Origin of the sequence: Pseudomonas paraeruginosa (assembly GCF_003025345.2) — a bacterium.
Classification (GTDB): Bacteria; Pseudomonadota; Gammaproteobacteria; order Pseudomonadales; family Pseudomonadaceae; genus Pseudomonas; species Pseudomonas paraeruginosa.
Genome location: NZ_CP020560.1, coordinates 1,128,004 through 1,142,343 on the forward strand (window position 1 = coordinate 1,128,004; position 14,340 = coordinate 1,142,343).

10 protein-coding genes and 1 pseudogene are annotated in these 14,340 nt (G+C 64.4%); 10 read left to right on the forward strand and 1 reads right to left on the reverse strand.

Features of this window, described 5'->3' with window-relative positions:
* Positions 1–88: 88 nt before the first annotated feature.
* Positions 89–610 carry a hypothetical protein gene (locus B7D75_RS29310; protein ID WP_162600465.1) on the reverse strand — a complete coding sequence of 174 codons (522 nt, stop codon included), beginning with the start codon at positions 608–610 and terminating at the stop codon, positions 89–91.
* A 102-nt stretch (positions 611–712) separates the two neighbouring features.
* Between B7D75_RS29310 and B7D75_RS05450 the strand changes: the two genes are divergently transcribed.
* The 10 genes and pseudogenes from B7D75_RS05450 to B7D75_RS05495 all read left to right on the forward strand — a co-directional run bounded on the left by B7D75_RS05450 (position 713) and on the right by B7D75_RS05495 (position 14,337).
* On the forward strand, positions 713–1,231 hold the full coding sequence (locus tag B7D75_RS05450; RefSeq protein ID WP_012074519.1) for an Hcp family type VI secretion system effector: 519 nt from the start codon (positions 713–715) through the stop codon (positions 1,229–1,231).
* A gap of 172 nt (positions 1,232–1,403) precedes the next feature.
* Complete coding sequence (locus B7D75_RS05455) at positions 1,404–4,463, forward strand: type VI secretion system Vgr family protein (protein ID WP_058136892.1); 3,060 nt, start codon at positions 1,404–1,406, stop codon at positions 4,461–4,463.
* Between the two features lie 3 nt (positions 4,464–4,466).
* On the forward strand, positions 4,467–4,964 hold the full coding sequence (locus B7D75_RS05460; protein WP_012074521.1) for a hypothetical protein: 498 nt from the start codon (positions 4,467–4,469) through the stop codon (positions 4,962–4,964).
* Positions 4,961–7,111, forward strand: coding sequence for a T6SS effector phospholipase Tle3 domain-containing protein (locus B7D75_RS05465; protein WP_107113814.1), 2,151 nt, complete (start codon positions 4,961–4,963; stop codon positions 7,109–7,111). The genes B7D75_RS05460 and B7D75_RS05465 overlap by 4 nt, the downstream gene beginning before the upstream one ends.
* The gene (locus tag B7D75_RS05470; RefSeq protein ID WP_311622000.1) at positions 7,111–8,703 is read left to right on the forward strand and encodes a type VI lipase adapter Tla3 domain-containing protein; all 1,593 of its coding nucleotides are present in this window, start codon (positions 7,111–7,113) and stop codon (positions 8,701–8,703) included. Before B7D75_RS05465 ends, B7D75_RS05470 begins: the two co-directional genes overlap by 1 nt.
* Before the next feature lie 68 nt (positions 8,704–8,771).
* Positions 8,772–10,328, forward strand: coding sequence for a type VI lipase adapter Tla3 domain-containing protein (locus tag B7D75_RS05475; RefSeq protein WP_407692173.1), 1,557 nt, complete (start codon positions 8,772–8,774; stop codon positions 10,326–10,328).
* A 74-nt stretch (positions 10,329–10,402) separates the two neighbouring features.
* Positions 10,403–11,956: a type VI lipase adapter Tla3 domain-containing protein gene (locus B7D75_RS05480; RefSeq protein WP_322887930.1), complete on the forward strand. Its 1,554-nt coding sequence runs from the start codon at positions 10,403–10,405 to the stop codon at positions 11,954–11,956.
* A gap of 59 nt (positions 11,957–12,015) precedes the next feature.
* A pseudogene (locus B7D75_RS05485) lies at positions 12,016–13,559 on the forward strand (type VI lipase adapter Tla3 domain-containing protein).
* 4 nt (positions 13,560–13,563) lie between these two features.
* Positions 13,564–13,974: a DUF2388 domain-containing protein gene (locus tag B7D75_RS29705; protein WP_228380088.1), complete on the forward strand. Its 411-nt coding sequence runs from the start codon at positions 13,564–13,566 to the stop codon at positions 13,972–13,974.
* Between the two features lie 102 nt (positions 13,975–14,076).
* A complete protein-coding gene (locus B7D75_RS05495) occupies positions 14,077–14,337 on the forward strand; it encodes a PAAR domain-containing protein (RefSeq protein ID WP_033997057.1) in 261 nt (86 codons plus the stop codon).
* The last annotated feature ends 3 nt before the right edge of the window (positions 14,338–14,340 follow it).

The window sequence follows — 14,340 nt, forward strand, 5'->3', positions numbered from 1 at the left end:
TGCTGCGCGTTGCGTCGGGGCATGTCCGGTCCTTCGCAAACAGCGACAGGAGGACTTCAGGCGATCCTGCATCGGTCCGGTGGTTTCTTCAGCGCTCCCGTGGCGGCGCGTCATCCAGATTGCTGGCGTGCGCGGCGGCTCGTCGCTTCGACGGCAGCGTATGCTCGGCGTTCGATGCTGCCAAGAGATTGCTGGATTGCCAAGCCGCCGGCGGCGAACCCGGCGCGCCCTCGCTGGAAAGCGCCTCATCGATGTCTCGCTGGCGGTACGACATCGGCTGGGTGTGCGCAGAAGTAGCTGCTGCTGCGCTGCCGCGAGGGCGAGGCGGGGAGCGGCAGGCGAGGGCGCCGATCGAGGGCAATGCGATCCGCGAACCGGCTTTTCCGGAAGGATCGCTGGAGCCTTTTTTCATCCGGAGAATACTGGCGCTGGTGTGCAACCTTTTGGTGGATAACTTCGGGAAAAGCTGTGCATGGATCGCTGTGAGCCTTGTCTTTTGTGGCTTGGAAGCGACTGTGCAACTTCTTGCATAGCAGTGTGCAAGAAGTTGCACAATTTTTGCTGTTTTCGCGCCAATAAGCGCCCCCCTGGCTTGAGGGGTTTCACCCAAGTTACTGATTCAAAAGGGTTCTACTGAAGATGGCACGTTCCTTGTCTAGGAATCGGCGCCCAGGACATGTCGTCCCGGCTCCACATGACAAGGAATGCATCCATGGCAACACCCGCCTATATGTCCATCACCGGCACCAAGCAGGGCCTGATCACTGCCGGCGCCTTCACCGAGGACTCGGTCGGCAACACCTACCAGGAGGGCCATGAGGACCAGGTGATGGTCCAGGGCTTCAACCACGAGGTGATCATCCCTCGTGACCCGCAGTCCGGCCAGCCGACCGGCCAGCGCGTGCACAAGCCGGTGGTCATCACCAAGGTCTTCGACAAGGCCTCGCCGCTGCTGCTCGCCGCGCTGACCTCGGGCGAGCGCCTGACCAAGGTCGAGATCCAGTGGTTCCGCACCTCCGCCGCCGGCACCCAGGAACACTACTACACCACCGTCCTGGAAGACGCGATCATCGTCGACATCAAGGACTACATGCACAACTGCCAGGACCCGGGCAACGCCCACTTCACCCACCTGGAGGACGTGCATTTCACCTACCGCAAGATCACCTGGACCCACGAAGTCTCCGGCACCTCCGGTTCCGACGATTGGCGCTCGCCGGTCGCCGGCTGAGGGTCCGGGGAGCCGGCCGCGCGTGCGGCTCCCCGCCACCCGGAAGCGTCCGCGCTTCGCAGAATCGACCCGGACCGGGAGACATCCGGAGGTCGACCGGGCAACAGTAGTAGCATGGGCCGGCCCCCCCGACGGAACGGGAAGGGCCCGCCACTGGAACAGGGAACGATCCATGCGTCAAAGGGACCTGAAGTTCACCTTCGTCGTCGGCGAAGGCAAGCTCGCGTTCGACGTTGTCGAGTTCGAGCTGGAGGAAGCGCTCTGCGAGCCTTTCCGCCTGCACCTGAAGCTGGCCAGTGACAGGCGCGCCGTCGATTTCAAGCAGGTGCTCGACCAGCCGGGCACCTTCACCCTGTGGCAGGACGGCCGACCCGTCCGCTACGTCCATGGCCTCGTCAGCCGCTTCACCCAGGGGGCCTCGGGCTTTCGCCGGACCCGCTACGAACTGCTGCTGGAGCCGCAGCTGGCGCGCCTGGAGCTGAGTTCCAACTGGCGCATCTTCCAGAACAAGAGCGTTCCGGAGATCCTCCAGGCGTTGCTGCAAGAGCACCAGGTGCTCGACCACGAGCAGCGCATCTACCACGAGCATCTGCCGCGCGAATACTGCGTGCAGGCCGGCGACAGCGATCGCTACCTGCACGACCGGCTGGCCTTCGAGGAGGGTCTGGTCTACTACTTCCGCTTCGACGAGCAGCGCCACACCCTGGTCTGCTGCGACCGGCTCTATGTCCAGGAGCGCATCGCCGGCGGCCCGGTGCTGTTCAGCGCCCAGCCGGAGGGCGACAACCCGCGGCCGGTGCTGCATGCCTTGCGCTACAGCGAAAACGTCCGCACGGCGCGGCAGACCCAGCGCGACTACAGCTTCAAGCGGCCGACCTTCGACCAGGAACAGCACCTGCATGGCGAGGCGCTCGAGCACCAGGGCTCGACCTACGAGCGCTACGACTACCCCGGGCGCTACAAGCAGAGTGCCGCGGGCCGGCCCTTCAGCGAAAACCGCCTGCGCGGGCACCGGCGCGACGCGCGGGTGGCCTGCGTCAGCGGCGACGACCCGCGGCTGATCCCGGGCCACGCGTTCGAGCTGAGCGGTCATCCGCGCGCCGACTTCAACGCCTGGTGGCGGCCGGTGCGGGTGGTCCATCGCGGCACCCAGTATGCCGGCCAGGAGGAAGAGTCCGCCGACGCACCTCTGGGGGTGAGCTACGACCTGCGCGCCGAACTGGTGCCCGAGGACGCCGAATGGCGTCCCGAGCCGCTGCCCCGGCCGCGCATCGACGGTCCGCAGATCGCCACGGTGGTCGGCCCGGCAGGGGAAGAGATCCATTGCGACGAGTGGGGACGAGTGAAGGTGCGGTTCCCCTGGGATCGCGAGGGCCGTCCGGACGAATTCAGCACCTGCTGGATCCGCGTCGCGCAGAACTGGGCGGGCGCCGACTGGGGGCACATGGCGATCCCGCGGATCGGCCAGGAGGTGATCGTCGACTACCTGGACGGAGACTGCGACCAGCCGATCATCACCGGGCGCACCTACCGGGCGACCAACCGGCCGCCCTACGCGCTGCCTGACCACAAGATCCTCAGCACCATCAAGAGCAAGGAGTACAAGGGCAGCCGGGCCAACGAACTGCGCATCGACGACACCACGGCGCAGATCAGTGCGGCGCTGATGAGCGACCACGGCGCCAGCGCGCTGCACCTGGGCTACCTGACCCATCCTCGGCCCGAAGGCGGCCAGCCGCGCGGCGAGGGCTTCGAACTGCGCACAGACGAACATGGCGCGGTGCGTGCGGCCAGGGGCCTGCTGCTGAGCGCCGAGGAGCAGCTCAGGGCCGGTGCCGGCCATCTCGAGCGTGGCGTGGTGGTGCAGGTGCTGGAAGCGGCGCTGGAACTGGCTCGCGAGCTGGGCGACTACGCTGGGGCGCACCAGGGCGTGGGGCACGATGCGGCGCCGCAGCAGAGCCTCCAGGAAGCCGTGCGCGACCTCGGCCTTGGCGCCAACGACGAACCCGGGCAGGGCGTCGGCGGCAAGCCGGCGATCGCCCTGAGCGGCCCGGCGGGGATCGCCGCGGCGACGCCGGCGAGCCTGACCCTGGCCGCCGGCGAGCACGTCGACAGCGTGGCCCGGCAGAACCAGCAGGTGACCGCCGGGCAGAAGGTGGTGGTCAACGCCGGCAGCGACATCGGCCTGTTCGCCCAGGGCGGCGAACTGCGCCAGATCGCCCACCAGGGGCCGATGCTGCTGCAGGCGCAGAAGAACGACATCCGCCTGGAGGCCGAGCAGAGCGTGGAGGTCAGCGCCAGCCAGAAACACGTGCTGGTCACGGCGAAGGAGCACATCACCCTGATGTGTGGCGGCGCCTACCTGACCCTCAAGGGCGGCAACATCGAGCTGGGCATGCCCGGCAACTTCGTGGTCAAGGCGGCGAAGCACAGTCATGTCGGTGCGGCCAGCCTGGAAGCCGAGCTGCCGCAGTTCGAGGTGGGCGAGACGCAGCGGCGGTTCGTCCTCAAGCAACTGGACGGGCAGACGGCCATGCCCAACGTGCCTTATACCATCACCATGGCCAACGGCGAGGTCATCGAGGGCGTCACCGACGCCGAAGGCGCCACCCGGTTGCTGCAGAAGGATGCGATGAACATCGCCAAGGTCGATATGAAACACGCGAAATCGCCCGCCTCCGCAGTTGCCGGGATAACGGCGGCGGTTGGCGCGGCGGTTGCCCTCGGCAAGCTCCTGGGTGGCCCCGACGCCGAGGCCGGACGTGCTCTCAGCGAAGGGGAAATCAGCCTGGCGAAAGGCGTATTCGGCGATTCCATCGACTATTCCACGGTCCGCCTGCGCGACGAGGACTATGTCCCCTGGCAGGGCAAGGACTACGTGATGGCGCCGAACGGCCACATCTACTTCGGCGAGGAGTTGCGCGGCGTGGCGGACTGGAGCCTGGAGAGCCTGCAGCGCCAGGGCCTGTTCATCCACGAAATGACCCATGTCTGGCAGCACCAGCATGGCGTCAACGTCCTTATGGTGGGGGCCTACCAGCAAGCCAGGCAGTTTCTCCTGGGCGACCAGTACGCCTACCGGTTGGAGCCGGGAAAGACGTTGAAGGACTACAACATCGAACAGCAGGGAGACATCGTTCGAGATTATTTCCTCGAGAAGAACGAGTTCGGGGAAGCCTCTGCAAACAGCAGGTTCGCTGGCGTACTGAAAAACTTCCCAACGGGATACTGACCGATGAAATGCAAGACCTTGCTCATTGTCTGTCTGCTCGGCCTGGAAAGCGTCCAGGCCCTGGCCGTTTCCAAACTGCCGCCGCAGATCCCGGTGTACGCCGGCTCCGGGCGCGTGACACTGGATCTACGCCCCTTGCTGGCGGAAACCAACGACGTCGAGATCACCCGTGTTTCGGTATGTCGGCGGGTCGGCAGCCGTTGCCAGGAAACGCTGTGGCGGATCGAACTCCCTCCGGGGTGGCGTGCCGGGGAGATCGAGGTATTCGGCGACTATCCCGGCTCCAGCGCGCTCCTGCGCCGGCCGGAGCGCTTGCAGCCCGGAGGGAGCTACAACGCGTTCATTCATTTCAACGAGCGCAGCCGTCGGCACCGGCAAACGGTTTCCAGCATCGCCGTCGAATTCTGCCTGGCCGGCGAACCTGGCAACTGGTTGCTGCTCGATGACGCGACCTGCCTGGCAAGACGCAACGCCGAGGAGCGGCAAGGAGAGAAACCATGAACGTTAGGGTTCGGTCGAGGACGATCGTCTCTGCCCAGTCCATCACCCTGCCCAAGGGCGGCGACGTGCACCTGGTGCCGCCTCCGCCCAAGCCTTGCGTGACCATCGTGGTGCATGGCGTCAACGATCTCGCCGGCTGCTACGAGCGGATCGAGCGCGGGCTCTGCCAGGGACTCAACGAGCGCCTGGACATGCCGCCGACCTTGCCCGGCGGGCAGGCCAATCCCGGCTACCTGACGCCGGCGGGCTACAGCCTGCCGGCGGACGACGAAGGCAAGGCGGAGAACCCCGACGCCGTCTACTACCGGCGCAACTTCGCCAGTGGCGCCGGCGGGGCCGCCGTACGCAGCGTGGTCGTACCTTTCTACTGGGGCTTCCGCGAGGAAGAGCAATACATCAACAAGACCGCGGCCCACGGCGAATGGCTGGACCGCAACGGCAACCGGCTGGACAAGTCCGGCACCAAGGAAGGCGGGCAGTTCGTCAATGCCACCACCAACCTGCCGGACATGTGGGGCCAGGGCTTCAACGGCAAGCTGTTCGGTTTCGTGTCGCTGGACTGGTTCGGCGGCACCATGACCCATCCGCTGTTTTCGGCGGCGGGGCGCAAGTACATGGTCCTGGCGGCCATGCGCCTGGCCATGCTGATCAAGATCATCCGCAAGCGTTACCCCGACGACACCATCAATGTCGTCGGGCACAGCCAGGGCACCCTGTTGACCCTGCTGGCACATGCCTTCCTCAAGGACGACGGCGTGGCGCCGGCGGACGGGGTGATCATGCTCAACTCCCCCTACGGCCTGTTCGAACCCCTCAACGAGAAGTTCCAGAACTGGAACGGCCAGCAGACTCGCGAGGCGCGGTTGGCCACGCTCAAGGGCATCCTCGAGTTCATCTGCGGCCGACGCCATCCGGTCCCCGCGCTGAGCAGCGTCGCGTTGCGCAACTGCCAAGGCTATGGCGCGATAGGCGGCCCCGGCTGGGTGGGTGGCCAGGGCTGCCAGACGAGCATCGACGGGGAACGGCTCAGCTTCGACGAGCGCGACAATCGCGGCAGCGTCTACCTGTACTTCACGCCCCAGGACCAGACGGTGGGACTTGCCAACGTCCAGGGTATCGGCTGGCGCGGCATTGCTGAGCAGGTCAACGGGCTCCCGGGAAGGACCGGGCTGCCGCAGGGTTTTCACCAGCGCATCTTCACCGTACGCAAGCGCAATGGCGAGAAGGAAAAGATCGGCGGGCACGCCCCTCCCCATGTCTACCCTCTTCTGCTGGCCGGCGAGAAGACCTGGGAAGACACCGGGCTGGGCGGCAAGGACAGATTCGGCCGGGCGAACTTCGACCAGGGCGACAGCGTGCTGCTGACCGCGCCGCGTCTGCCGTTGCCGACGGAAGCGCGATTCGATTTCGACGGAACCGTCACGGCGCCGGGAGAGAACTCCGCCAGCGGCGTCTATCAGGTGCGCGATACCCTCGATCCGATCGACGCCGCCATCGGCGTAAGCAACGGCGGCTGGAAGGAGAAGGACAGCGGGCACGCCGTCGCGCAACAGGTGGACGCCGCGCTGGCGTACCGCTACGGGCGCGACGCGCGCAGCGTGGAAAGGGCGTTGAACGAAGGCAAGGAACTGGCCCAGCAGACCCATGTGTTTTCCGCTCGTGAACTGGGTACCGGCATGGTTCTCGTCACCCGCGCGGAAACTCCCTACGAGGCCCGGCTGCGCCTGCAGACGGCGGAGGGCCATCTGGAGCCCTTGTCGTTCCACTCGGCCATACCCAACAACCCGGAGCATAGCCGGCGGGTACTGGCCTATGACCTGGCCATCGGGGCCGGGGACAGCGTGGATGATGTGGTTTTCTATCAGTATCTGTGTCGGGTGGCGGATTGGCGGTTGGATTGGAGAGCCCCGCGAGGAGGAATAAATGAGCAAGCGGACTCTGAAGTTGATCTTCCCGATGAAGAGCTTTACGCACTATATCGTGCCGAAGAATATGAAAATAGAGAGTTGATTGACTCTGCAGTGATTTACCGAAAATCTGGAAACTTCCCTTCAATAGTAGGCAATAGCCTACCCACTTTGGTGGCGACGCAAACCATCCTGGACCGCTATCACGAACAACCGGTACGTTTTGGAGGGCCGATCTAATGCGCTTGATGCTCTTCGTTCTCTCTTTTGTCGGTGTCCTTTTGAATTGCACTGTGGGGCAGGCGGCTGAGTCGCCACTGTCCTTGATGCGCTGCTTCGCCAGTCCGGCGACGTCCGTTACTGCCTACGCCTCGGCCAAGGAGGCCACCATGTCCGCTGATGCTTATCACGCACCGACAACTTCGCCGCGCCTGGAAACCCTGGACGTGCTCAGCATAGGCATGAGCCTGGATGTGTTTCGCCAGGGGCAGGTGTGGAAGGCCTTGCAGAAGCAAAATGCCATACAGGCCGAGGCCTTGCATGTCGGTAGCATTCTGCCGATGGACCCGAAGAAGTATCCGATTTCTGCGTCTGACAAGGATATGGCTTATTCGAAACGCGAGGCTGATGCACTGGAGTTAGGACTGAAGAATTTTTTGGAAAAATGGCCTATCCCAACAGTGACGGTGGTGCGTGGTTGGAACCCGAGTACTCCTAACCTACGTTTTACCCCAGAGGAAACGCAGGAAAGCTTATCGGTCATGGTTAATGACATACGTGTTCCTGCGGGACTGCATTGGCATCGCATTGCGAATCTGCAAGATGGCATCGTCTGTAATGACACACCTGAGGGAGTACTGGAGGCAGTGTTTCGCCTTTTCGAGCGTCATCCAGACCTTCCAGCAGTTTTGATATATGCCAATGATGGAATAAATATGGCCGGCTCTTTATCAAGCCGAGATATAACTTTGAAATCTTTGGGGGGCGGTTCTGGCCCTCGCGTACCGGGAACCTTGACAGACACCATGGTCGCCCTGATCGTCGGCCGCCCCGAGCGGGTCGACTGGCTACGCCAGTACGCCCCCTACACCAAGGTCAACGAAAACCGGATCGACCCCGAATTCCGTGGCTGGGGCTGGCGCAAGCCGCCGGTGGAGTTCCGCCCCACGCCGTTCATTCCTCAGCCCTGGACCGCGCGCGCCCTGGAGCAGTGGGATGCGTTGCCGGTATTGGCCAAGTTGCATCGGCCGGTGAGTGTGTCGCTGACCCGCCCGGACACCGGCGAACGCCTCAAGCGCGAAGCCCTCACCGCGCAACTGGCCGCCGCCTGGAGGACGGCCAGCGCCACACTGACACCGGCGCCTGCCCGGCTGTTCTACGACGGTGGGCTGAACGCCACGCCGCTGGCCGAACTCACCCCGGCGCTGGGCGCCGCGCAGAGTTCACTGGACCTGCTGGACTCGCGGGAAAGCTACGACCTGACCCAGCGCCTGGGCGACACCGGTGCCGCCTCGCCCTTTGTCGGTATCGCCCTGGCGACCATGGCCAGCTATCTCAACGGTGACAGCAGCATGGTGATGCCGTTGCGGCGCAAGGACCAGGCGACCCTGATCGGCATCAGTTCGCCGACCCCGGGGAAGAAGCCCGCTCACGACCCGTTCGGCGTCGACCTGCTGCCGCAGACCGCCAGCGGCGACGGTCCGCCGCCATCGGCCGCCCCTGCGGCGCCCGCCAGTCGGCTCGCTACCCGGTTGCCGCCCGGCGAAGACTATGCCCTGGAAGAGTTCCTGAGCAGCCTCAAACCCGGTACCGACTGGCTGGACGACCTGTAGTGGAGCGAGCAGGAGTGGATGGCGTGGGCGCGAGGCGAAAGGGAAGGTTGCTCCTGTTCGCAGCGGGAGTGGCGGCCAGCGCCCTGGCGTCACAGGCGAACGGTACGGACTTTTCCGCGATGCGCTGCTTTGCCAGTCCGGCGACGTCCGTTACCGCCTACGCCCCGGCCAAGGAGGCCGCTATGTCCGCTGATGCTTATCACGCTCCGAAAACTTCGCCGCGCCTGGAAACCCTGGATGTGCTCAGCATAGGCATGAGCCTGGATGTGTTTCGCCAGGGTCAGGTATGGAAGGCCTTGCAGGAGCAGAATGCGGTACAGGCCGAGGCCTTGCATGTCGGCAGCATCCTGCCGATGGACCCGAAGAAGTATCCGACGTCCGCGGATGACAAGGATATGGCGTATGAAAAGCGTCAAGCGGACGCCCTGGAACTGGGGCTGAAAAACTTTCTGGAGAAATGGCCGATACCAACGGTGACGGTGGTGCGTAGTTGGGATCCGAGCACTCCTAACCTACGCTTCACTCCGGAGGAGACGCGGGAAAGCCTGTCAGTAAAAGTCAATGATCTCCGTGTTCCGGCTGGACTGCATTGGCATCGGATTGCCAATTTGCAGGATGGCATTATCTGTAACGATACGCCTGAAGGAGTACTGGAGGCGTTGTTCAGTTTGTTCGAACGCAACCCTGACTTGCCGGCAGTGTTGGTGTATGCCAATGAAGGCATCAGTATGGCGGGGGCGCTTTCCAGTAGAGATGTAACGTTGAAGTCACTAGGCGCCGTGTCAGGCCCGCGGATACCTGGAAAGCTTACCGATGCAATGGTCGCCCTGATCGTCGGCCGCCCCGAGCGGGTCGACTGGCTACGCCAGTACGCCCCCTACACCAAGGTCAACGAAAACCGGATCGACCCCGAATTCCGTGGCTGGGGCTGGCGCAAGCCGCCGGTGGAGTTCCGCCCCACGCGGTTCATTCCCCAGCCCTGGACCGCGCGCGCCCTGGAGCAGTGGGATGCGTTGCCGGTATTGGCCAAGTTGCATCGGCCGGTGAGTGTGCCGCTGACCCGCCCGGACACCGGCGAACGCCTCAAGCGCGAAGCCCTCACCGCGCAACTGGCCGCCGGCTGGAGGACGGCCAGCGCCACACTGACACCGGCGCCCGCCCGGCTGTTCTACGACGGCGGGCTGAACGCCACGCCGCTGGCGGAACTCACCCCGGCGCTGGGCGCCGCGCAGAGTTCGCTGGACCTGCTGGACTCGCGGGAAAGCTACGACCTGACCCAGCGCCTGGGCGACACCGGCGCCGCCTCGCCCTTTGTCGGTATCGCCCTGGCGACCATGGCCAGCTACCTCAACGGTGACAGCAGCATGGTGATGCCGTTGCGGCGCAAGGACCAGGCGACCCTGATCGGCATCAGTTCGCCGACGCCTGGGAAGAAGCCCGCTCACGACCCGTTCGGCGTCGACCTGCTGCCGCAGACCGCCAGCGGCGACGGTCCGCCGTCAGCGGCCGCCCCTGCGGCGCCCGCCAGTCGGCTCGCTACCCGGTTGCCGCCCGGCGAAGACTATGCCCTGGAAGAGTTCCTGAGCAGCCTCAAACCCGGTACCGACTGGCTGGACGACCTGTAGTGGAGCGGGCAGGAGTGGATGGCGTGGGCGCGAGGCGAAAGGGAAGGTTGCTGTCGTGCCTGTTCGCAGCGGGAGTGGCGACCAGTGCCTCGGCGTCGCAGGCGAGCGGAACGGACCTTTCGGTGTTGCGCTGCTTCGCCAGTCCGGCGACGTCCGTTACCGCCTACCCCCCGGCCAAGGAGGCCGCCATGTCCGCTGATGCTTATCACGCTCCGAAAACTTCGCCGCGCCTGGAAACCCTGGACGTGCTCAGCATAGGCATGAGCCTGGATGTGTTTCGCCAGGGGCAGGTGTGGAAGGCCTTGCAGGAGCAGAATGCGCAGGCCGAGGCGTTGCATGTCGGTAGCATTCTGCCGATGGACCCGAAGAAGTATCCGACGTCCGCGGATGACAAGGATATGGCATATGAAAAGCGCCAAGCGGACGCCTTAGAGCTGGGGCTGAAAAACTTCCTGGAGAAATGGCCGATACCGACGGTGACGGTGGTGCGTGGCTGGGATCCGAGCACGCCGAACTTACGATTCTCCGCAGAAAGGACGAAGCGTAGCTTATCGGTCAAGGTCAATAATCTAAGAACGCCGGCTGGACTGCATTGGCATCGGATTGCCAATTTGCAGGATGGTATTATCTGTAACGATACGCCTGAAGGAGTACTGGAGGCGTTGTTCAGTTTGTTCGAACGCAACCCTGACTTGCCAGCAGTGTTGGTGTATGCCAATGAAGGCATCAGTATGGCGGGGGCGCTTTCCAGTAGAGATGTAACGTTGAAGTCACTAGGCGCCGTGTCAGGCCCGCGGATACCTGGAAAGCTTACCGATGCAATGGTCGCCCTGATCGTCGGCCGCCCCGAGCGGGTCGACTGGCTACGCCAGTACGCCCCCTACACCAAGGCCAACGAAAACCGGATCGACCCCGAATTCCGTGGCTGGGGCTGGCGCAAGCCGCCGGTGGAGTTCCGCCCCACGCGGTTCATTCCTCAGCCCTGGACCGCGCGCGCCCTGGAGCAGTGGGATGCGTTACCGGTGCTGGCCAGGCTGCATCGGCCGGTGAGTGTGCCGCTGACCCGCCCGGACACCGGCGAACGCCTCAAGCGCGAAGCCCTCACTGCGCAACTGGCCGCTGCCTGGAAGACGGCCAGTACCGGGCTGAGGCCGGCGCCCGCCCGGCTGTTCTACGACGGCGGGCTGAACGCCACGCCGCTGGCGGAACTCACCCCGGCGCTGGGCGCCGCGCAGAGTTCGCTGGACCTGCTGGACTCGCGGGAAAGCTACGACCTGACCCAGCGCCTGGGCGACACCGGCGCCGCCTCGCCCTTTGTCGGTATCGCCCTGGCGACCATGGCCAGCTACCTCAACGGTGACAGCAGCATGGTGATGCCGTTGCGGCGCAAGGACCAGGCGACCCTGATCGGCATCAGTTCGCCGACGCCTGGGAAGAAGCCCGCTCACGACCCGTTCGGCGTCGACCTGCTGCCGCAGACCGCCAGCGGCGACGGTCCGCCGTCAGCGGCCGCCCCTGCGGCGCCCGCCAGTCGGCTCGCTACCCGGTTGCCGCCCGGCGAAGACTATGCCCTGGAAGAGTTCCTGAGCAGCCTCAAACCCGGTATCGACTGGCTGGACGACCTGTAGTGGAGCGGGCAGGAGTGGATAGCGTGGGAGCGAGGCGAAAGGGAAGGCTGCTGTCGTGCCTGTTCGCAGCGGGAGTGGCGACCAGTGCCTCGGCGTCGCAGGCGAGCGGAACGGACCTTTCGGTGTTGCGCTGCTTCGCCAGTCCGGCGACGTCCGTTACCGCCTACCCCCCGGCCAAGGAGGCCACCATGTCCGCTGATGCTTATCACGCTCCGAAAACTTCTCCACGCCTGGAAACCTTGGATGTGCTCAGCATAGGCATGAGCCTGGATGTGTTTCGCCAGGGGCAGGTGTGGAAGGCCTTGCAGGAGCAGAACGCTGCGCAGACTGAGGCCTTGCATGTCGGCAGCATCCTGCCGATGGACCCGAAGAAGTATCCGACGTCCGCGGATGACAAGGACATGGCGTATGAGAAGCGCCAAGCGGACGCCTTAGAGCTGGGGCTGAAAAACTTCCTAGAGAAATGGCCGATACCGACGGTGACGGTGGTGCGTGGTTGGGATTCGAACACGCCTAACCTACGCTTCACTCCCGAAGAAACACGGGAAAGCCTGTCGGTAAAAGTCAATGATCTCCGTGTTCCGGCGGGGCTGCATTGGCACCGTATTGCTAACCTGCAAGATGGCATCATCTGCAACGATACCCCCGAGGGGGTATTAGAAACCTTGTTCCGTCTGTTCGAGCATCATCCTGATCTGCCTGCGGTACTGGTATATGCCAACGAAGGGATCAATATGGCATGGGCCTTATCGAGTAAAAATGTCTCTGGGAAGTCTTTAGGAGGAGGTTCCGGACCTCGCGTGTCGGGAGCTCTCACAGACACCATGGTCGCCCTGATCGTCGGCCGCCCCGAGCGGGTCGACTGGCTACGCCAGTTCGCCCCCTACACCAAGGTTAACGAAAACCGGATCGACCCCGAATTCCGTGGCTGGGGCTGGCGCAAGCCGCCGGTGGAGTTCCGCCCCACGCGGTTCATTCCTCAGCCCTGGACCGCGCGCGCCCTGGAGCAGTGGGATGCGTTGCCGGTATTGGCCAGGCTGCATCGGCCGGTGAGTGTGCCGCTGACCCGCCCGGACACCGGCGAACGCCTCAAGCGCGAAGCCCTCACCGCGCAACTGGCCGCTGCCTGGAAGACGGCCAGTGCCGGGCTGAGGCCGGCGCCCGCCCGGCTGTTCTACGACGGTGGGCTGAACACCACGCCGCTGGCCGAACTCACCCCGGCGCTGGGCGCCGCGCAGAGTTCGCTGGACTTGCTGGACTTGCTGGACTTGCTGGACTCGCGGGAAAGCTACGACCTGACCCAGCGCCTGGGCGACACCGGCGCCGCCTCGCCCTTCGTCGGCATCGCCCTGGCGACCATGGCCAGCTACCTCAACGGCGACAGCAGCATGGTGATGCCGTTGCGGCGCAAGGACCAGGCGACCCTGATCGGCATCAGCTCGCCGACCCCGGGGAAGAAGCCCGCTCACGACCCGTTCGGCGTCGACCTGCTGCCGCAGACCGCCAGTCGACTAACGACCCGGTTGCCGCCCGGCGAAGACTATGCCCTGGAAGAGTTCTGAGCAGCCTCAAGCCTAGGAGCGACTGGCTGGACGATTTGTAGATCGATGGTTTCCCGCCTCGGATGGAGTTTTCGTCAGATGACAAGGACAGGATGTTCGGAATATGCATGGGGCTTCTGTATTGCGCTGTTCAGCCAGCTTTGCTGGGCCGATTCTTCGTTCGACCTGGGGGAATTCAGTGCGCAGGCTACCTTGGGAACGACATTCGTTCCGCCCTTGTTGACGACGATGGGGTCCGGCTATGTGAGCGATACCCGGCCGTTCGAAGGAATGTTCGTATTCAAGAAATACGCGTATGCCCGCGAGGACGCCGCCGCCTTCGTGGCTTCGGCGGGTGTTATCGACGGCGCGCAGTTGGAGCGTGCCTGGCGCGACTATCTTGCCGGTGTCCCTGGACCCAGGCTGGAACGGAAAGCTTTCGCGGCGGGCGTGCTGGCCTGGAGCGCAGCGGAGTGAGGTGGGCAGAGTGCTCCTCCCAGCGGAGGGCGCGATGCGCAGCCAGGTCGGGGAACCGGCTGACCGGGTGGGTCGACCAGATGGAGAGTGAGGAGGACAACGATGGATATCGTCCGGCTCGGTGATAGCACCGACCACGGTGGCACGGTTATAGAAGCGTTCGGCCAGACCGATCTCAACGGTAAGCCGATGGCCGGGGTTGGCCACCAGGTGGTTTGCCCCTTGTGCAAAGGGACCTTCCCCATTATCGAAGGCAGCGCACTGCTGGATGTGGACGGGGTGCCGGTGGCCCTGCACGGGATGAAGACGGCCTGCGGTGCCAGCCTGATCGCCAGCGGGCCGTTGGGAGCGGCGGAGAACTGAGGG